A 19,420-nucleotide genomic window follows, 5' to 3' on the forward strand; every position below is an offset into this window, starting at 1 on the left:
CGCCTCTGCCGCGGAACCCCGCGCGCCCCTGAGGGGTTGCCTTCGCGAATCCGCGGGGGAGATCCATCATGGCCACGGCGACTGCCGACAAACCACGCAATGCCGGAACCGGGCCGCATGGCGCGGCAGAACTGCCGTCCGTCGTCGTCACCAGCTATAATCTGGAGGTTCGGGACGATGACGGCTTCGTCGGGGACAAGGCGAGCCGCCGCGCCTTCGTCGAGCATCTCGACGCGCTGCGCAGCCATCTCAAGCGCAACGGCGACGACCCGCTGAAGGGCAAGACCGCCGAAATCAGCAAGAAGGAACTCGACACGCTGCTGAAGGAGGGCGCCGCCAAGGAGGCTGCGCTGGTGCTCAGCGCGGTCGAGGGCTTCGCGCAGTCCCTCGCCTTCGTCATCCGCAGATTCGCGCGCCTGAAGAGCTGGGCCGCGGTCGAGCGCATCGTCGTCGGAGGCGGCTTTCGCGAGAGCCGTGTCGGCGAACTCGCCATCGCGCGCGCCGCCATCATCCTGCGCACCGATGGTCGCGATCTCGATCTCGTGCCCGTCAGTCATCATCCGGACGAGGCCGGGCTCGTCGGCAGCGCCCATCTCGCACCGAAATGGATCTTCGAGGCCTATGACAGCCTGGTCGCCGTGGATATCGGGGGCTCCAACATCCGCGCGGGAATCGTCGAACTCCGGCAGGCGAAGGCGCCGGATCTGAGCCGGGCGCGCGTCTGGAAATCGGATCTCTGGCGACATGCCGATGAGGAGCCGAGCCGCGACGAGGCGATCAAGCGAATGGGAAAGATGCTGCGCGACCAGATCCAGAACGCGGAGAAGGAGGGCCTGAAGGTCGCGCCCTTCATCGGCGTCGGCTGCCCCGGCCTGATCGAGCCGGACGGCGCGATCGAGCGCGGAGCCCAAAATCTCCCGGGCAATTGGGAAAGCAGCCGCTTCAACCTCGTCGACAGCATCCGCCAGCTCGTTCCCGAGATCGGCAGGCATGAGACGGAGGTCGTGATGCACAACGATGCCGTCATCCAGGGCCTGAGCGAGATGCCGGCGATGCAGGATGTCGAGAACTGGGCGGTGCTGACGATCGGGACCGGATTGGGCAATGCGAGCTATCGCAACCGGTTGAAAAGCAGGGCTTCCGATAAGCGCTGAGGCGCCAGAACCGACCGCGGTGCCATCTTCAGGTCGTGTTTTGCGGCGATGAGCTGACCCCGAGCCGCCGACCGGCTCATCAGAGACGCCCGTCCGCGATCCGAGGAGCACCGTTTTGCCGGCCGCCGAATTCCGCTTTCCATCTTGCCTTGCGGGCACGGCTGTGCCGAGGGTCGAGCCTCAGCCGAATCACGTGGGACAGGGTCGCACCACCATGGCAGCACGCGTGGCGCAGACGCCTTTCCAAAGCCTCAGAGGGCTTTTGGCGACGTGCCTGCTCTGGCTCGTGCTGGCGATGGCGGCTGCAACCTCCTCGTTCGCCCAGACGGCGGCGGCATCGCCCGATCCAGGCAGCGCGCGGGCGCGGCTCGATGCCGTCCGCAGCGAACTGGCGCAGATCGAAACGACGCTGGCCTCGCCCGATGCCACCGATGCCGAGCTGCAGAGGCAGCGGATCCGCCTTCAACCTTCGCTCGACCAGCTGCGCGTCATCGTCGACGAGCAGACGCCGCGCGTCGACCAGGCCAAGCTCCGGCTCGACCAGCTCGGCCCAAAACCCGAGGCCAGCGCTCCGGCCGAGAGCGCCGAGATCGCGCGTGATCGCGAGGCCCGGGCCAAGGCTTATGCCGATGCCGACGAGACGCTGAAGATCGCCAAGGCGTCGTTGCTTCAAGCCGAGCAGCTTCAGAGCCGCATCGGCGACAAGCGGCGTGAAATCTTCGCCAAGGCGCTTTTCGCCGCCGGGCCTTCGGTCGCCAATCCCGAAGTCTGGAGCAACGCCATCACCACGGCTCCGGAGGATCTGCGGGCGTCCGGATACATCTTCGGCGGCTGGCTGGAGGGGGTGCGCGATGCGTTCTCCGGATCGCGGGGTGCCGTCGTGGCGCTCGCCCTGATCGGCGCCATCCTGCTTTACGTCGCCCGCGCCCGCTATCTGCCGCGTTTCAAGGCGCGCTACGGCAACACGCAGGATACCGGCAATCTGCACTGCCTTTATGTGGCGCTCGCCCATATCGTCGCCGGCGCGGCGCCGCCGGTGCTGGCGAGCTGGCTGATCTACCAGGCGCTGAGCACCACGGGGCTTCTGCCGCCGCGCATTCAGCCGGTGATCTGGGCGCTGGTCGCCGGGCTCGCCTTCTTCGCCTTCGTTCAGGCTCTGGCCGACGCCCTGTTCGCACCGTCCAGCCCGCAGCGGCGCCTGGTCAGCGTCATGGATCCGACGGCCCGCAGTGTCGTGTGGATCGCCTCTTCGCTCGCGCTGGTGATGGCGGTGGGCAAGGTCTTCGAGGCCTGGCTCCAGGCGATCGCCGCAGGCCTTGCGGTCTCGATCATCGTCAAGGCCTTCTTCGCCATCCTCTTCGCCCTGACACTGATCGCCGGCCTTTTTCAGATACGCGATGACGACGAGGTCGAGCAGGAAGCCTGCCTTGGTCCTTACGTGCCGGTGGACGGGGCGAGCCTCGGCCCGGTTCGGATATTCGGCTGGATCATCGGCTTCCTGATCATTCTGTCGACACTCACCGGCTATGTGATCTTCGCGGCCTTCCTGGCCGAGCAGACGCTCTGGATCGGCATCGTCGCCTGCCTGTTCCTGCTGGCCTTCCAGTTCATCGATCTCGGCCTTCCGCGGCTCCTGACCGGCAAGGGCCGCTTCGCGCTGACGCTGAAGGCCGGCATGGGGTTGCGCAGCACAACGCTCGACAAGGTCGCGGTGATCAGCGTCGGCGCGTTGAAGCTGCTTCTGATCGTCATCACGGTCCTGATGGTGCTCGCGCCATGGGGGCTGGAATCGACCGATTTCCTGGTCTCGCTGAGCGCGGCTTTCTTCGGCTTCCAGGTCGGCGGCGTCACGATCTCGATTTCGACCATCGTCGTCTTCGCGTTGGTCTTCGGCCTCGGGATCGCGGCGACGCGGGCGATGCAGCGCTGGCTCGACAACCAGTTCCTGCCGACGACCGCCCTCGATCCGGGGCTGCGCAACTCGATCACCACAGCGGCGGGCTATGTCGGCTATATCGGCGCGGTGGCGATCGCGGTTTCGGCTGTGGGCCTCAGCCTCGAACGTCTCACCCTCGTCGCCTCGGCCCTGTCGGTCGGTATCGGTTTCGGCCTGCAGTCGGTGGTGTCAAACTTCGTCTCGGGCCTGATCCTTCTCTGGGAGCGGCCGATCCGCGTCGGCGACCAGGTGGTGGTCGGCGACACCGAAGGCATCGTCAAGCGCATCAATGTCCGCTCGACGGAGATCGCGACCTTCGACCGCTCGACGGTGATCGTGCCGAACTCGAACCTGATCTCCGGCGTGGTGCGCAACCGCGTCCGCAGCGACCGGACGGGCCGCGTGCTGATTGCGCTATCGGTGCCACGCACGCTCGAGGCCGGGCAGGTGCGGGCAATGCTCTCCGAAGTGGCTTCGAACCATGGCGACGTCATGCAGAAGCCGCCACCGGTGGTGCAGTTCAAGAAGCTCGGCACCACGACCATGGATTTCGAGCTGGTCTGCGTCGTGGCCGATGTCGAGATCGTCGGGCGCGTCACCAGTGACATGAACTTCGCCATCCACAAGCGCCTCGCCGATATGGAACCTGCCGCCGGCACGCCGGAACTGGTGGTGCGCGGGCTGGAAGGCGTCGAGTATTCACTCGAAAGCATCGCAGTGGCTGTCGGCCGGGGCGGGGGCGCGCGCAGCAGTACTGGCTGGGAGCCCGCGAAGCCGGTGGCATCGCCCGCTGCAACGCGCCGGTCGCGCAAGCCGGTTGTGTTGGAGGAGGATGAGGAGGAAGAGGCCGGGGCGACGAAGCCCGCGCCTGCTCCAGCGCCCGAGCCTGCCAAGGAAGACAGCAAGGAATGATCGCATGCCCAGCTTTCTGCGCCGCGCCGCCGGTTCGCGCGCGATGACCTGCCCGGCCGCGCTGGCGGGCGCGCTCGCCCTGCTCGGCGTCGCTGGCTGCACCGAGCCTCAGCGGCAGGGGCAGCCGGCCTTCTACCGGGACCTCGGTTCCGCTTCCGCTCAGGTCGATGCCGAGCAGGCGCGCGCGATGATCTCGGCCTATCGGCTCAATGCAGGCCTCGGGGCTCTCGCGCTCGACCCCGCTCTGGTCGAGGCGGCGCAGCGCGAAGCGGCAACCATGGCGGCTTCCGACAAGCCGGCGCAGGCCGACGCGGTCAAGGCGCGGCTCGCAAAGGAGGGTCAGCCCGGCGCGGAGGCCAATCTCTCGGCCGGATACCGCCGCCTCGCCGAGGCCTTCTCCGGCTGGCGGGATTCGCCCCAGCATGATCGCGTCATGAAGGATGCGAAGGCCAAGCGCATGGGCATCGCCACGGCCTATGCGCCGGGCTCGAAATATCAGGTCTACTGGGCGCTGGTCGTCGCGCCATAGGTCTGTCCGGTCTGTCGAGCGTGCGAATGGGTGGCGGGCTTCGCGGTGGCGCATCGCCTCGATGTCGCGATCCCCGTCACGATCAATGCCGGCGTCAGCCTCGCGGGCAACAGCTTTGGCGGCGCGCGCTTCGGGTTGAGCGGGGAGTTCTGACAGAGCGCCGGAGCGTTCCGAACCCGGAACGGCTTGCGGCGGCTCCCGCCACATCCTGTCAGCGGTGCCGCCGCGGCCCCCTTACCGCGGGGAGAAGACGAAGCTAGCCTGCGGATCATGCCTCCGCGCCCCCGCAAGCCGCTCTCACTGACCACCGAACAGGCCCGCCGCATCTGGCTGCATGCCCAGCGGCTCGATACGCGCGAGCCGTTTGGCTCCGGTCCAGTTGCAGCGCGGGCGGCGATCGAGCATCTCGGCTATGTCCAGATCGACACGATCAACGTGATCGAGCGCTGTCACCACCACATCCTCTATGCCCGGATTCCCGGCTATCGCCGCAGCGATCTCGCGCATCTGCAGTCGGTCGAGAAGAGCGTCTTCGAGTACTGGACGCATGCGCTGGCCTATGTGGCGACCCGCGACATCCGCTATTTCCTGCCGGAGATGAAGGCGCATCGCGAGGAGCCGAAGCGCTGGTCGGCCGTCGGGGCGCGCGAGGAGACGCGCAAGCTCCTGCGCCGCATCCGCAGGGACGGAGCGCTGACGATCCGCGACATCGAGGAGGAGCTGATCGAGAAGGCGCATCTCTGGGCCAGCAAGAAGCCGTCCAAGGGCCTGCTGGAGCGCGCCTTCTACGACGGCGAGCTCGCGATAGCGGCGCGTGCGGGGATGCTCAAGACCTACGAGCTCTTCGACCGGCACTTCCAGTGGGAGAAGAAGCCGACGCCGGCGAGCGAGCGGCAGATCACGGCCTACAAGCTGGACCGGGCGCTGCGTTCGCAGGGGCTCGTCAGCCTCGATTCCGTCTGCCATCTCGATGCGCCGAGCAAGAAGGCGGTGGCGGAGCTGGTGGCCGCGCGTGTCCGGCGCAAGGAACTGGTGCCCGTCGCGGTGGAAGGCGCCGGCAAGACGCAGCACTGGGCGGCGCCGGCGATGCTGGAGCCAATATCCGAACCGGACGCGACGCTGATCCACATCCTGTCGCCCTTCGATCCCCTCGCCATCCAGCGCAAGCGGGCGAAGCTCTTCTTCGACTATGGCCACGTCTTCGAGGCCTATCTGCCGAAGGAAAAGCGCCTCTACGGCTATTTCGGCCTGCCGGTGCTGGCGGGAGACCGCGTCGTCGCCGTGCTCGACCTCAAGACCGACCGTGCGGCGGGCAAGCTCCTGATGCAGCAATGGACCTGGCTCGACGGCCACGAAACCCCCGAGCTGAAACGCGCCATCGAGGACGAGCTTCAGCGCTTCGAGCGTTTCCAGCTGGGACAGGGCGAGATCGAGCCGGTCGTGGAAGAGACGACCACAAAAATGCCGGCTTGATCGGCGCTGTTGCGGTCCGTCACAACCGGGGCGCGAGCAGGCGGATGGCACCGAATTTCCGGCCCGATGCGCCGGCGCGCCCGGCATCGTCGGCCTGAAGCATGCGCCCGGCGACAGGAACGCGGCGGCTACTGCCCGATCCCGGCCTCCCGGCCGCATCGCTGATTCATGCGGCGCTTCTGGCATGGCTGGCGTCCCTCGGTGTCCAGCAGCTCGCCGATCTGCCGGCCGTTACAGAGCAGAGCGTCGAGGTCGAGTTGCAGACGCCTGAGCAATTCCAGGCCATGACGCGGCCGCCGCCAGCGCCGCCTTCCATCGTCGCGGCGCCTGCTCCGATCGAGCCGCCTCCGGTCGAGCCGCCGCCCGTTCAGCCTGAAGCCGACGGGTTCGTGCGGCCCCGGCGCCTGCTATCGGCCGATGTCCTGGCCAATGCGCGCAGCCGCGACACGCTCGCCATGCTCCCGCGCCTGGCGCCGGACGAGCGTATCGAGCAACTCTGCGGGCTGGAGGCGATGGGGCAGATCCATGCCTGGCGGCAGGATTTCGAGCCCGACCGGGTGAGCGCCTATGCGATGGCCGATATCCGGCTCACCGATCACATTCTGCGGGCGGAGGGAGCGGCCTTCCGCAGCAGGCGGCGCTGGTATGCGCTGCGCTTCGAATGCACGGTTTCGGCCGATCTCAAGCGCGTCACGGCCTTCGCCTTCCATGTCGGCGATCCCATTCCGTCAGCGCGCTGGCAGGCGCTCGGCCTGCCGGCCGTCCACTGAGGTCAGGCGCCGAGCAGGTCGATCAGCGGCGGGATCAGCGGCTCGTCGGCCGGCGGCATGGCCAGCTCCCGCAGCTTGCCGGGCCGCACCCATTTCAGCGCCTGCCCTTCGCCGGAGATCGCCGTCCCCTCCCAGCGCCGGCAGATATAGAGCGGCATCAGCAGGTGGAATTCCGGATAGGCGTAGCTGGCGAAGGTCAGCGGTGCCAGGCAATCCTCCTTCACGGTGATGCCGAGCTCCTCGGACAGCTCCCGGATCAGCGCGGGCTCCGGCCGCTCGCCGGCCTCGAGCTTGCCGCCCGGGAATTCCCAGAGCCCGGCCAGCGCCTTGCCCTCGGGGCGCTGCGTGACCAGGACGCGGTTGTCGGCATCGATCAGGGCGCAGGCGACGACGAGAAGCAGCTTCACGGGGTGTCTCAGTTGCCGGAGAGGATGACCTGGACGGGCTCGGTTTCCTTGCCCGTCAGCGTGACGCTGTCATAGACCAAGCCGCCCTCTCGCGTGAAGGCGCTCTCATCGCCCCAGATCACCTGGGTGGTGATGAAATAGCTGCCGGGTGCGACATGCTCGAAGACGAAGCGGCCATTCGCCTCGGCCTTGGTCGCACGGGTGTATTCGGCATAGGCGGGATCGACCGTGTCATTGGCCGGATAGTTGCGATGCGGGACGTATTTGCCCTGGCCGTAGAGGTTGGCGAAACGCTCCCGGGCGAAGGCGGTGGCCGGGACGAGGTGTACGACCTGGCCGGCGGCATTGACCACGACGCCGCTCGGCTTGGTGCGGAAGGCATGGCCGGTGACGACGCCGGTTCCGTGCTTCTTGATGTAGGCCGCCTCCTCCGTTGAGAAAGCGACCGTTGCCGGCTTGCGCTCGACGCAACCAGCCATGATGACGCCGGCCAGAGCCGCCGCCGCGAACAATCCGATCTTCATGTCGCCCCCAACCTGCGCGGCGCCGTCGTAACCAGGAAGACGCCAGCGAGGATGATGCAACCGCCAAGGACTTGCCGCAACTCCAAGTCTTCATGCAGGACGAGAATGCCGAGGATCACCGCAACCGTCGGTACGAGATAGCCGGTCATCGCGGCGCGCGTCGGGCCCGCGGCCCGAATCAGACGCATGAAGACCGTGACGGGGATTGCGGTGGCGAAGATGCCGAGCGCCAGCATGGCCGGCAGATGGTGGCGCAGCGGCGCGAAGGCCGCCGGGCCGACGACGGCGAGCGTCAGGATTCGAGCCGGAGAACATCTGCTGGCCCAGCGCCAGCCGGGCGGGGTCGCCGGTCGCGGCGGGCACGGTGCGGACATAGAGGTTGGCGACGGTGTAGCTGAGCTTTGCTCCGATCATTGCGAGCACGCTCAGCGCGGTGCCGCCACCCTCGAACAGACGCGGCCCGATCAGCAGGGCGACGCCGATCATCCCGAGCAGGATGCCGCCGAGGCGGCGCCGGTTCAGCCGTTCCTCGGAAAAGACGAGATGAGCGACGAGCGCGGTGACGAGCGGGCCGGCGGCCTGGATCATCGCCGCGGGGCCGCTGGCGAGCTGGACCAGCGCATAGCCGACGAGCACGTTCGGCAACCAGCCATTGGTGGTGCCGAGCATGATCCAGGGCACGATCTCGGCCCGGCGCGGCAGCGGATTGCGCCCGCGTCCGAGGCTCCAGAGCGACAGCACGGCAGCGCCGAGTACGCCGCGGCTCGCGGCGATCGCAAGCGCTGAAACCTCGCCGCTCATCAGTTTGATGAACAGGTAGCTCGACCCCCAGAGCAGGGAGCAGATCGCAAGGTTGACGGCGATGAAGCTGCGGCTTGGCTCCTGCGGTGGCGCGGCCTCAGGAGCGATAATCGCCATTGATCTCGACATAGGCCTTGGTCAGATCACAGGTCCAGACCGTGGCCTTGCCGCGCCCGATGCCGAGATCGGCGGTGATGACGACGGTGTCGCCCTTCATGTAGTTCGATACCGCCTCTTCGTCGTAGGACGGGGCGCGGGCGCCCTGCTTCGCCACGAGGATGTCGCCGAAGCCGATGTCGAGCTTGTCGCGATCGGCCGGCTCGCCGGCCTTGCCGACGGCCATGACGACGCGGCCCCAATTGGCGTCCTCGCCGGCAATCGCGGTCTTGACCAGGGGCGAATTGGCGATCGAGAGCGCGACGCGCTTGGCCGAGCGGGCCGAAGTCGCGCCGCTGACGCGGATCTCGACGAACTTGCGGGCGCCTTCGCCGTCCTTGCAGACGAGATGGGCGAGTTCGAGCAGGATCGCGTTCAGGGCGCGCTTGAAGCCGGAGAGTCTGATGTCGTTGACCTCGGTGATCGCCAGCACGCCGCGGGCCGCCGCCTTGCCGGTGGCGAACAGCATCAGCGTGTCCGAGGTCGAGGTGTCGCTGTCAACCGTGACCGCGTTGAAGGAGCCCTTCACGCCCTTGGAGAGCAGGGCCTGCAGTACGGGCGCGGCGATCGGCGCATCGGTGAAGACGAAGGAGAGCATCGTCGCCATGTCCGGCGCGATCATGCCGGCGCCCTTGGCGATGCCGGCGATGACGACCTCCTTGCCGTCGATCTTCGCCTTGCGGGTCCGGGCCTTCGGGAAGGTGTCGGTGGTCATGATCGCCCTGGCGGCGTCGAGCCAGGGGCCGTCAGCGGCGCGTTTGGCGCATTCGTCGAGAACGCCCTTGAACTTGGTCGCGTCGAGCGGCTCGCCGATCACGCCGGTCGAGGCGATGAAGACCTCCTGCGGCTTGCAGCCGGCAGCCTTGGCTGCGATCTCGGCGGTGAGCTTGACCGCATCGCGACCCTTCAGCCCGGTGAAGGCGTTCGCGTTGCCGGAATTGACGACGACGGCGCGGGCGGAGCCCTGCTTCAGATTCTCGCGGCACCAGTCGACCGGGGCCGACGGGCATTTCGAGCGGGTGAAGACGCCCGCGACCTGCGTGCCCTCGTCGAGCAGCGCGAACCAGACGTCCTGGCGGCCCTTGTAGCGGATGCCGGCCTCGGCGGTGGCGAAGCGCACGCCCGGGATCGGCGGAACCTTGGGCTGGCGCTTCGGCGCGAGCGGGGAAACGGGGACATCCTTGCCGGCCATCGCGACTTCCTCCTGCGGAACACTGCTGGAAGACCGGCGAATCGTTCGTTGGCCGGGCAGTGCGTCTCGTTCGAGAGTCCCTCTGCCGCAGGCCGATGACGAAAACAAGAAGGGCGGCCGCAAGGGCCGCCCACGAAATCGAGGGTCTACGTCATGCTCGGCTCGTCCCGGGCATTTCTTCCCGGAGATTCTCGGGTCTGCGCTTCGCTTCGCCCGAGAATGACGTGGCCGATCAGTTCTTCTTCGGCTCGGCCGGCTTGGCAGCGTCGGGCTTGGCCGCGGGGGCCTCAGCCGGCTTGTCGAGGCGCTCGACCTTGGCCTTCTCGCGCATGGCGATGACGAGGTCCTGCTGGGCCTTGCGCTCGAGATACTGGTCGATCTGCGGCTTCACGGCGGCGAAGTCCGGCAGCGGCTTGGAGCGCTTGTCCTCGAGCTTGATGACGTGCCAGCCGAACTGGCTCTTGATCGGCTCGGAGACCTCGCCCTTCTTCAGCTTGAAGGCGGCCTCGGCGAATTCCGGCACCATGCGGTCCTTGCTGAACCAGCCGAGATCGCCGCCCTCCTTGCCGGAGCCCGGATCCTTCGAGATCTCGCCGGCGATCTTGGCGAAATCCTCGCCCTTCTTCAGGCGCTCGACCACGGCCTTCGCCTGAGCCTCGTCCTCGACGAGGATGTGGCGGGCATGGGCTTCCTCCTCGGGAGCCATCGCCTTGGTGGTCTCGTCGTAGAGCTTCTTGGCGGCGTCGGCGGTGACGGCCTTTTTGCTCTCGCGCGTCAGATATTCGTCGAGCAGCACCTTCTCGCGGTAATAGGCGAGGCGGGCGGTGAAATCGGGCGTATCGGTGATCTTGGCGTCGACGGCCGCCTTGGCGCCGAGCTTGAGGTCGACGAGATAGTTGATGACCTCGTCGCGCTTGCGATCCTCGGGGAGCTGGGCCAAGCGCTCGCCGAGATCCTCGGATGCGAGCTGGATGTCCTTCTCGGTGATGGCGATGCCGTCGACCTTGGCAACGACCTTGTCGGCCTGGGCGAAGGCCGGCGCCGCGAGCAGCGTGAAGCCGAGGACGGCGATGAAACGGGCTGAGTTCATGGGTGACGGCCTTTCGTCGGAAAACCCGAGACGCTTTGGCGGCTGCACTGCCAGTTGAACGCGGCAAAGGCAAGGCGGATCAGGCGATTGCGGGTCCGATCACGCAGCTTTGCACCGTCCGGGAGGCCGAAGCTGCCGCAGTGTCGCACCATCTGCCGTCGCGCATCTTGGAAGAGGCCGGGCAAAACCCCACATCCGGAGCCGAATTCGCTTGCCGTTTCGCTGCCGATTGGACGAAACGCACGCTGGACCCTGCCCGCGCACGCGTCTAAACACGCGGTCGCATTCGAGAATACCGGACCACCGACCCGGGCGCGAAACCACAGCCGCGCCGGCCGGAGGACCAGCATCACCTGAAAGGCCCAACATGCTTGGCGCGCTCGCAAAGAAACTCTTCGGCTCGTCGAACGACCGCCGCGTCAAGGGCTATCAGCCCCGCGTCGCCGCGATCAACGCTCTCGAGAACGAGATAGCGGCGCTGAGCGACGACGCGCTGAAGGCGCGCACCGAGGAGTTCAAGCAGCAGATCGCCAACGGCGCCAAGCTCGACGACCTGCTGGTGCCGGCCTTCGCCACGGTGCGAGAGGCGGCCAAGCGCGTGCTCGGCCAGCGCCCCTACGACGTCCAGCTCGTCGGCGGCATGGTGCTGCACGAGGGCGCGATCGCCGAGATGAAGACCGGCGAAGGCAAGACGCTGGTCGCGACGCTGCCGACCTATCTCAATGCACTCGAAGGCAAGGGCGTGCATGTCGTCACCGTCAACGACTATCTTGCCCGCCGCGACGCCGAATGGATGGCGAAGCTCTACAACTTCCTCGGCCTCAGCGTCGGCATCATCGTCCACGGCATCGACGACGAGGAGCGCCAGAGCGCTTATGCCTGCGACATCACCTACGGCACGAACAACGAATTCGGCTTCGACTATCTGCGCGACAACATGAAGTACGAGGTCGCGCAGATGAGCCAGCGCGGCCACCACTTCGCCATCGTCGACGAGGTCGACTCGATCCTGGTCGACGAAGCCCGCACGCCGCTGATCATCTCCGGCCCGCTCGACGACAAGTCGGATCTGTACGTCTCGATCGACAAGGTGCTGCCGGGGCTGATCGCCAGCGATTACGAGGTCGACGAGAAGCAGCGCACGGTCGCGCTGACCGAGGCCGGCAACGAGCATATCGAGGAGCTGCTGCGCGAGGCCGGCCTGCTGACGGAGGGCGACCTCTACGACGCGCACAACGTCACCCTCGTCCACCACGTCAATCAGGCGCTCAGGGCGCACGCCCTGTTCACCCGCGACAAGGACTACATCGTCCGCAACGACGAGGTCGTCATTATCGACGAGTTCACCGGCCGCATGATGCCGGGCCGGCGCTATTCGGAGGGCCTGCACCAGGCGCTCGAAGCCAAGGAAGGCGTCACCGTCCAGCCCGAGAACGCGACGCTCGCCTCGATCACCTTTCAGAACTATTTCCGACTCTACAAGAAGCTCGCCGGCATGACCGGCACGGCCGCGACCGAGGCCGACGAGTTCTTCCAGATCTACAAGCTCGAGGTCGTCGAGATCCCGACCAACGTGCCGGTCGCGCGCAGGGACGAGGATGACGAGGTCTACCGCACCTTCGAGGAGAAGGTCCGCGGCGTCATCCGCGAGATCAAGGTGGCGCAGGAGAACGGCCAGCCGCTGCTCGTCGGTACCACCTCGATCGAGCGCTCCGAGCTCGTTGCCGAGATGCTGCAGAAGGAGGGCTACAAGCTGCTCGACTTCACCGATCCCACCGCGCTGGAGCCGGTCTACCAGGCCGCCCGCGAGGGCCGGACGGTCAAGGCCTTCGCCGTGCTGAACGCCCGCTTCCATGAGCAGGAGGCCTATATCGTCGCGCAGGCCGGCGTGCCCGGCGCGATCACCATCGCCACCAACATGGCCGGCCGCGGCACCGACATCCAGCTCGGCGGCAATGCCGACATGCGGATTTCCCATGATCTCGCCGGCATCGAGGAGGGCCCGGAGCGCGACGCGAAGGCCGCCGCCATCCGCGCCGAGGTCGCCGATTTCAAGCAGCGCGTGCTGAAGGCCGGCGGCCTCTACATCGTCGGCACCGAGCGCCATGAGAGCCGGCGCATCGACAACCAGCTGCGCGGCCGCGCCGGCCGCCAGGGCGACCCCGGCCGCTCGAAATTCTTCCTGTCGCTGCAGGACGACCTGATGCGCATCTTCGGCTCCGACCGGATGGACGGCATGCTGCAGAAGCTCGGCCTCAAGGAGGACGAGGCCATCGTCCACCCCTGGATCAACAAGGCGGTGGAGAAGGCGCAGGGCAAGGTCGAGGCGCGCAACTTCGACATCCGCAAGAACATCCTGAAATACGACGACGTGATGAACGACCAGCGCAAGGTCGTCTTCGAGCAGCGCCGCGACTTCATGCGCCAGGCGAGCGTGCGCGAGACGATCGACGACATGCGCCATGGCGTCGTCGAGGACGTCGTCGCCCGCCACATCCCCGAGGAAGCCTATCCCGAGCAGTGGGACACCGCCGGCCTCAAGCAGGAGGTGATCCAGTCCTTCAACCTCGATCTCCCCATCGAGGACTGGGCCAAGGAAGAGGGCATCGCCGATAGCGAGATCCGCGAGCGCATCCGCAAGCTCGCCGACGAAGACTATGCCGGCCGCATCGAGCGCAACACCGACGAGGTCATGACCTATGTCGAGAAGCAGGTGCTGCTGCAGTCGCTGGATCATCTCTGGCGCGAGCACCTCGTCACGCTCGACCATCTCCGCCAGGTCATCGGCTGGCGCGGCCTTGCCCAGCGCGACCCGCTGCAGGAATACAAGCAGGAGGCGTTCGAGCTGTTCGACGGGCTGATCGGCCAGCTCCGCCAGCAGGTCACCGGGCACCTCTCGCGCGTCGAAGTGCGCTTCGATCAGCCGGAAGAGCAGGCGCCGCTCCAGATGCAGGACGGTTCCGGCTCGGGCTTCGGCGGCGATTATGGCGGGACGGGGCTGCAATTCGCCGCCCCGGATGCCGACACCACCGTGCTCGACCGCAACCCGACCGATCCCGACACCTGGGGCAAGGTCGGTCGCAACGAGCCCTGCCCCTGCGGCTCGGGCAAGAAGTTCAAGCACTGCCACGGCCAGTTCGTCTGACGCAGCGCTCTTTGGTTCCCTGCCTCACGCCCGGCCCTGCGCCGGGCGTCATGCGTTCTGAACACCCGCATACGCAGTGGCAGTGACGGTCGGCCGCTCAGATCGACGAGCCGAGTTCCCGCTGGCCTGCGGCGTGGGCGCGGGTGCCGAGCCAGGCCGGCCGCGCGAAGAGGAAGGATAGCGGCGTGTGCCTGACCAGCCGATGCAGCAGCAGCGGCACGGCAACGGAGACCGCCGTCAGCAGCAGCGCGGCGACACCGAGATCGAGCTGAACGCCGGAGCGCAGCAGCCCCATTCGTCCGGCCGCCATCGGCAGGAAGAAGGCGAGGTAGATCGGCAGCGAGTTGCGCCCGCAATAGTCGAGCCAGGGCAGGTGCCCGGCCAGCAGCACCGAGCCGAGCAGGATGCCGACCACTCCGGCGATGCCCAGCAGCAGATGCACCCCCGGCGGCGTCGTCAGGATGTCGCGGCCGAGGAAGGGCGTCGCCAGCGCGCTGAGCGCAAACCAGACGCCCCAAAGCAGGAGGGTTCTGCTGCGATGAGCAGCAGACCGATCGGCGGCGGCGCGAATCCCGGCGGAGAACACGGCCCCCGCGAGGAAGAAGACGAAATAGGCGGTGAACTGGTCGGGCACCATCCAGCCGGTGCTCAGCGGGGCGAGGGCCAGCAGCGCGGCGGCGGCCAGCGCGGCACGGCGCCAGGGCCAAACTGCCTTGGCGACGACGAAGAAGATGGTGAGCAGATAGATGAATCAGAGCACGCCGAAGGGGTCTACGAGGCTGAGCCCATAGTTCTGCGCGAAGCCGGTGAGGCCGGCTTCGCCCCAGGGCGGAACGCGCATCAGCAGGTTGATGCTGAACCAGAGCAGGTAGAAATAGGCGAGCGGCACGACCTTGCGATCGAGGAAGGCGCTCCAGCCGAGGCCGACGAGGCGCGGTACGAACAGCCCCGAGAGTAGGAACAGCCCGGGCATGCGGAACTGTTTCGCCCAGGCGATCAGCGGGTCGATCCAGCTGCCTTGCCCGTCGGTGAGTTCGAGTCCGCCTGCCACATGCATCAGCACGACCAGGATGATGCAGATGCCCTTGCCCGTATCGACCCAGCCGATGCGCGCGGCCGGTCGATGAGCTGGTGCAGTCGTTTCAGCCATGATGCCGATTCCTCCGCCCGGAGTTTCGCACACTCGGCTTAGCACCGGGTTAGGATCGCCGCCGGACAGGATCAGCCGCCGGTAAGCTTTCAGCAAGGGGCGGAGCGTCACAGTCGAAGTCGGGCCCTATCCGCGCTTGGCGCAGCCGGGGCGCGCGGTGCCCGATGCGGATTCAAGAGGCGGCGTGGTGCCAGTGCCGGGAGGCGCGATGGGTGGCAGCCGGCGTGCGGCCAACTCCATGCAAGGGGTTCAGCGGCCGATCGCGCTCGATGATCTTTGCTCTCCTAACGGGAGGAGCTGTGCTTTGCGCATGTGTCTGTTCAAGAAACTTGACTCTCCTATTCGCATATCCTGTTCTGCCAATCTGGTCGGGCGATATCGACCGCACCGTTACTTGCAAGGTGCCCCCTATGAACCTCTTGCTAAAAGAAATTCGTCATAATCCCATACTCTGGCTTTTAGCCATCGTACCGGTCGTATTTGCCGCGCAGAAGCTCAAGCCTGAAGCTCATACTCTGCTTTTCATCCTGTCCGTCCTGGCAATAGTGCCGCTGGCTGTCCTTCTGAGCCACGCCACTGAATCCGTAGCGGCCAAGACCGGTGATACGGTCGGAGGACTGCTCAACGCCACTCTGGGAAACTTGACTGAGCTTATCATCGCACTGGCCGCGTTGCGTGCCGGGCAATACGCGCTGGTCAAGGCATCCATCGCGGGAGCCATTGTCACCAATACGTTGTTCATGCTGGGGGCGTCGTTTCTACTCGGCGGACTCAAGCACCATGTGCAGGAATACAATCGGGGCAGCGCCCGCCTCCAGGCGTGCTTGCTTTTTCTGGCAACGGTCGCGTTGCTCGTTCCGTCGGCGGTCTCTGGAGCCGATTCCACGGCGGGGTCCGTCTTCACCGCGAAATTGAGCGTGTGTCTATCTGTGTTGCTCATTGCGGCCTACGGATTGGGCCTCTTGTTCTCGCTCAAGACACATCGTGAACTCTTCGGCGGGGCGGAACACGCGGAAGCCGGCGAGGTGCCGTGGCCGATGGGGTTGGCTCTGACCACGCTGGCAGGAGTCACGGTACTGGTCGCGCTGGTGAGCGAGGTCTTCGTCGAGTCGGTTCAACAGGCGGCGTTATCGTTCGGGATGAGCCAGGCATTTGTGGGCTTCGTCATCGTGGCACTGGTGGGGGGCGCAGCGGAGATGGCCTCGGCGTTTTCCGGCGCGCGCAAAGACCGGTTGGATCTCAGCGTGGGCATCGCGCTGGGAAGCGCGGCTCAGATCGCGCTTTTCGTCGCGCCGGTGCTGGTTTTGCTCAGTTATGTCATCGGGCCCGCGCCGATGAGCCTGCAGTTCTGGCCGGGTGTCGTCATCATGATGATCATCGCGACCATGACCGTGTCCCTGGTGACCAACAGCGGACGCTCGGCCTGGTTTGTGGGAGTGCTCTTGCTGTTGGTGTACCTGATCTTCGCGATCACCCTTTACCTGTTGCCGCCTCCGGTCGTGTGATCGACCCCCGCCGAAGCGTTCTCGATGCTTCGCCAGGTTCTCGTGGGCGCTTTAGTCAGCGCGTGCAATATCGCCATCCATGTGTTTTTGATGGCCGCCGCCATGTGGCGGCGAGAGTCACTGTCGCCAACGCAAAGTATCGCCACACGCTCCAATTGATAGACGTTATGATTGCTAGCGTGTCTTTCTTGATGGCGGCATATATTGCTGAAGTTCTTGTTTGGCTGGCTTACGGAATTGTTGGAGCTGCGCTAGAAGGGGCTGATCTGATCTATTTCTCCTTCGTAAACTATACGACGCTTGGCTACGGCGCCGTGACGCCGGTGGATCGCTGGAATTTGCCAGGGCCAATGACGGCAATGAATGGTGTGCTGTTGTTTGGTTGGTCAACCGCCGTAATCCTTGAGATTCTCAGACGAGCAATAAAAGTGTGAGAAGGGGAGGCTGACGGCATTGCCGACCCGGCAAGTGATCCATGGCGGGCCCCCGCAGGAAGCCTGCGGCTCGAAAGCAGAGCTGTGCAATCTCTGCTATGGGTCGGGAATGGACGTTCCCCCCAACATGGGGCACGTCCGCTTTCGGGCAGTGGCCCAACTATCGCTTCTGGCGCAAATCGTGCTGACTTCAGCCAAACTGGATGATGACCTGATGTCGACGCGTAGTCGGCCTTACTTGCCGTCTCGCGAGCGCTGCGCGCAGTGCCCCGGGGCACGCCCGTGGCACTGACGAATGCCACTTATTTCGCGGGCGATTTGAAGAAATCGACAGGCTGCAGGCTTCTAGCTCAGTATGATATATTCAGAGGCAGCTCGAAAATTGTTGCGAGCTGCTCGGCGTAGCGGCTAGCTCACCCCCAACCTCGGCGAGGACAACGTCTGCGTCGCCATCCATTCCGATCATCTCCTGGGATCACAAARACCAATGTCTGAAGACAACAACCAGCTTATCGATCTGTCAGCGATGGTCGTTGCGGCCTACGTGGCRCATAACAATGTCACCCGCGCCGATCTGCCSGAGCTTATCGCGAAGACTCATGCGGCACTGACTGGCTTGGGAGCTGAAGCTGCCGCGCCTGCTGCCCAGCCGCTTGTCCCAGCSGTTTCGATCAGGAAGTCGGTTACCCCCGATGCGATCATCTGCCTCGAGGACGGCAAGGCGTTCAAATCGCTGAAGCGCCATCTCAGCAGCAAGTACGATATGACGCCCGACCAGTACCGAGCGAAATGGGGCCTGCCTTCCGATTATCCGATGGTGGCACCCAACTATGCCGAAGCGCGCTCCGCCTTGGCCAAGTCGATGGGTCTTGGTCGGAAGGCTGCGACCGCTCTCGGCAAGGCTCCAATTGCCAAGAGCCCACGGCGTGTGAAGGCCAAGGCCTGACCGAGACGCKTGCTCGATARAGCGAYACCGGCCGACAYGGCGACCAACGACAAAGAGRCTCSATGAACAGCGACAGAACTCGCAGGCCCACCAGCGCCCGGGACAAGGCCGAGGCACTGTTCAAGCCGGCCGTTCCGAAAGCACCGAYGCCYGYCGACACGCGGCCGAGCGTTCCCGGAGCGAAAGAACTCGTTTCGCTCCGGATCGATCGCAGTGTGCTTGACCATTTTCAGAGTGGCGGACCAGGCTGGCAGGATCGYATCAACAACGCGCTGCGSCAGGCCGCGGGCATCGGTGGAGATGWAGCGGTCATGCCCGACGARSTGAACTCTTCGAACGACGGCTAGTGCGGCAATGGCGAAAGGGGATCCCATTCAGGAGGCATCGGCGACGGCCGAAGCGGCGACCTCGATCCCGAMATGCTCTCTTCGATCTCACGCCGGGCGAGGCACGCGTCACGCGCCTGCTGACATCGGGACAGAGCGCGACGACGTGTGAAGACGAGATGGCAAATACCGAGGCTTCAGGAGATCGGGCCCAGCACGCTTTAGAACTGTTGGCAGTCACGTCATCTGCCCGCTATCGGTCCGTCTGGCCGTGGCGCCCCTCTCCTGATTGGAGCGGAGGCAGAACAGGCCTCTCTATGACCTGACGGAGCGCAAAGCTTGATTGGATTCGCGCAACGTGCGGCAATCGGGACAACTGCGTCTTGTGAACATGCTCGAAGTCCTCGACGTCTCGGGCGATGACAGTGAGCAAATAATCGTCCTCCCCCGACATTAAGAAGCACCTCAAAACCGAGGGGCATTTGGCGACGGCCTTTTCGAATGCTGAAAGGGCGTCTTCACTCTGGCTGTTCAGAGCCAATCTGATGATAACGGTTACCCCTAGACCGAGCACCTTCTGGCTCAATCGTGCGTGATAGCCGACGATCACGCCTTCCTCCTCCAAGGCGCGTTGTCGTCGGGCTACTGCCGTGGCGGACAAGCCGATGCGCTCGGCGAGCTTGATATGGCTTGCACGGCCATCTTCCACGAGTTCGGACAAAAGGATACGCGACAGATTATCTAGAGCCATGTTGTGTTCCTGCGACCACGGCCAAGCTTACGCACGATGCYAGCGCCATATCCCCAATTATCGATTGAATCCAATGAAATTGGCGATACTTCTATCGCAATTCGTCGAAATTCGCTGAAGCTCCTGCGCTACTATCTCCGCTCCAAACTCAGKAGGATTCAATGCGCGTAGGCGTTCCCAAGGAAATCAAAGTTCATGAATACAGGGTCGGCCTAACGC

At 65.4% G+C, this 19,420-nt stretch carries 19 protein-coding genes and 1 pseudogene; 11 read left to right on the plus strand and 9 right to left on the minus strand.

Going from position 1 to position 19,420, the window contains the following annotated elements:
* The first annotated feature begins 68 nt into the window (after window positions 1–68).
* The 6 genes from AC1DVA_RS07545 to AC1DVA_RS07570 all read left to right on the plus strand — a co-directional run bounded on the left by AC1DVA_RS07545 (window position 69) and on the right by AC1DVA_RS07570 (window position 6,774).
* A complete protein-coding gene (locus tag AC1DVA_RS07545) occupies window positions 69–1,154 on the plus strand; it encodes an ROK family protein (protein WP_476805531.1) in 1,086 nt (361 codons plus the stop codon).
* Between the two features lie 214 nt (window positions 1,155–1,368).
* Window positions 1,369–4,002: a DUF3772 domain-containing protein gene (locus tag AC1DVA_RS07550; RefSeq protein WP_476805532.1), complete on the plus strand. Its 2,634-nt coding sequence runs from the start codon at window positions 1,369–1,371 to the stop codon at window positions 4,000–4,002.
* A gap of 4 nt (window positions 4,003–4,006) precedes the next feature.
* Window positions 4,007–4,531: a CAP domain-containing protein gene (locus AC1DVA_RS07555; protein WP_476805533.1), complete on the plus strand. Its 525-nt coding sequence runs from the start codon at window positions 4,007–4,009 to the stop codon at window positions 4,529–4,531.
* Window positions 4,532–4,561: 30 nt separating this feature from the next.
* Window positions 4,562–4,684: a hypothetical protein gene (locus tag AC1DVA_RS07560; protein WP_476805534.1), complete on the plus strand. Its 123-nt coding sequence runs from the start codon at window positions 4,562–4,564 to the stop codon at window positions 4,682–4,684.
* A gap of 117 nt (window positions 4,685–4,801) precedes the next feature.
* Complete coding sequence (locus AC1DVA_RS07565) at window positions 4,802–6,004, plus strand: winged helix-turn-helix domain-containing protein (protein WP_476805535.1); 1,203 nt, start codon at window positions 4,802–4,804, stop codon at window positions 6,002–6,004.
* 101 nt (window positions 6,005–6,105) lie between these two features.
* On the plus strand, window positions 6,106–6,774 hold the full coding sequence (locus AC1DVA_RS07570) for a DUF930 domain-containing protein (RefSeq protein ID WP_476805536.1): 669 nt from the start codon (window positions 6,106–6,108) through the stop codon (window positions 6,772–6,774).
* 2 nt (window positions 6,775–6,776) lie between these two features.
* Here AC1DVA_RS07570 and mutT read toward each other — a convergent pair whose 3' ends face one another.
* From mutT to AC1DVA_RS07600, 6 genes and pseudogenes are all read right to left on the minus strand, one after another.
* Window positions 6,777–7,193: an 8-oxo-dGTP diphosphatase MutT gene (gene mutT, locus AC1DVA_RS07575; RefSeq protein ID WP_476805549.1), complete on the minus strand. Its 417-nt coding sequence runs from the start codon at window positions 7,191–7,193 to the stop codon at window positions 6,777–6,779.
* On the minus strand, window positions 7,190–7,705 hold the full coding sequence (locus AC1DVA_RS07580) for a carboxypeptidase regulatory-like domain-containing protein (RefSeq protein ID WP_476805537.1): 516 nt from the start codon (window positions 7,703–7,705) through the stop codon (window positions 7,190–7,192). Before AC1DVA_RS07580 ends, mutT begins: the two co-directional genes overlap by 4 nt.
* Window positions 7,702–8,079, minus strand: coding sequence for an EamA family transporter (locus AC1DVA_RS07585; protein ID WP_476805550.1), 378 nt, complete (start codon window positions 8,077–8,079; stop codon window positions 7,702–7,704). The genes AC1DVA_RS07580 and AC1DVA_RS07585 overlap by 4 nt, the downstream gene beginning before the upstream one ends.
* Window positions 8,080–8,179: 100 nt before the next feature.
* Window positions 8,180–8,635 (minus strand): annotated as a pseudogene (locus tag AC1DVA_RS07590) (DMT family transporter); the annotation flags it as partial.
* Entirely contained in the window at window positions 8,604–9,854 is a 1,251-nt protein-coding gene (argJ, locus tag AC1DVA_RS07595; protein ID WP_476805538.1) for a bifunctional glutamate N-acetyltransferase/amino-acid acetyltransferase ArgJ, read from the minus strand. The gene argJ and the pseudogene AC1DVA_RS07590, both read right to left, overlap by 32 nt.
* A 232-nt stretch (window positions 9,855–10,086) precedes the next feature.
* Window positions 10,087–10,944 (minus strand): peptidylprolyl isomerase, encoded by an 858-nt coding sequence (locus AC1DVA_RS07600; protein ID WP_476805539.1) that lies wholly within the window; start codon window positions 10,942–10,944, stop codon window positions 10,087–10,089.
* A gap of 367 nt (window positions 10,945–11,311) precedes the next feature.
* Here AC1DVA_RS07600 and secA point away from each other — a divergent pair, with 367 nt between their 5' ends.
* Window positions 11,312–14,089, plus strand: a complete 2,778-nt coding sequence (gene secA, locus AC1DVA_RS07605) for a preprotein translocase subunit SecA (protein WP_476805540.1) — start codon at window positions 11,312–11,314, stop codon at window positions 14,087–14,089.
* Between the two features lie 97 nt (window positions 14,090–14,186).
* On the opposite strand, the gene AC1DVA_RS07610 is transcribed toward secA, so the two are convergent.
* Both AC1DVA_RS07610 and AC1DVA_RS07615 read right to left on the minus strand, forming a co-directional pair.
* Window positions 14,187–14,726 carry a hypothetical protein gene (locus AC1DVA_RS07610; protein ID WP_476805541.1) on the minus strand — a complete coding sequence of 180 codons (540 nt, stop codon included), beginning with the start codon at window positions 14,724–14,726 and terminating at the stop codon, window positions 14,187–14,189.
* A 114-nt stretch (window positions 14,727–14,840) separates the two neighbouring features.
* The gene (locus tag AC1DVA_RS07615; protein ID WP_476805542.1) at window positions 14,841–15,239 is read right to left on the minus strand and encodes an acyltransferase family protein; all 399 of its coding nucleotides are present in this window, start codon (window positions 15,237–15,239) and stop codon (window positions 14,841–14,843) included.
* A gap of 410 nt (window positions 15,240–15,649) precedes the next feature.
* On the opposite strand from AC1DVA_RS07615, the gene cax reads away from it, so the two are divergent.
* From cax to AC1DVA_RS07635, 4 genes are all read left to right on the plus strand, one after another.
* Complete coding sequence (gene cax, locus AC1DVA_RS07620; RefSeq protein ID WP_476805543.1) at window positions 15,650–16,744, plus strand: calcium/proton exchanger; 1,095 nt, start codon at window positions 15,650–15,652, stop codon at window positions 16,742–16,744.
* 62 nt (window positions 16,745–16,806) lie between these two features.
* The gene (locus AC1DVA_RS07625; RefSeq protein ID WP_476805544.1) at window positions 16,807–17,178 is read left to right on the plus strand and encodes an ion channel; all 372 of its coding nucleotides are present in this window, start codon (window positions 16,807–16,809) and stop codon (window positions 17,176–17,178) included.
* Between the two features lie 487 nt (window positions 17,179–17,665).
* On the plus strand, window positions 17,666–18,124 hold the full coding sequence (locus tag AC1DVA_RS07630) for a Ros/MucR family transcriptional regulator (RefSeq protein ID WP_476805545.1): 459 nt from the start codon (window positions 17,666–17,668) through the stop codon (window positions 18,122–18,124).
* A 62-nt stretch (window positions 18,125–18,186) separates the two neighbouring features.
* Entirely contained in the window at window positions 18,187–18,471 is a 285-nt protein-coding gene (locus AC1DVA_RS07635) for a BrnA antitoxin family protein (RefSeq protein ID WP_476805546.1), read from the plus strand.
* A 232-nt stretch (window positions 18,472–18,703) separates the two neighbouring features.
* Here AC1DVA_RS07635 and AC1DVA_RS07640 read toward each other — a convergent pair whose 3' ends face one another.
* Entirely contained in the window at window positions 18,704–19,201 is a 498-nt protein-coding gene (locus tag AC1DVA_RS07640; RefSeq protein ID WP_265055315.1) for an Lrp/AsnC family transcriptional regulator, read from the minus strand.
* Window positions 19,202–19,420 lie beyond the last annotated feature (219 nt).

It is taken from the genome of Allobosea sp. P4_C6, assembly GCF_056402015.1.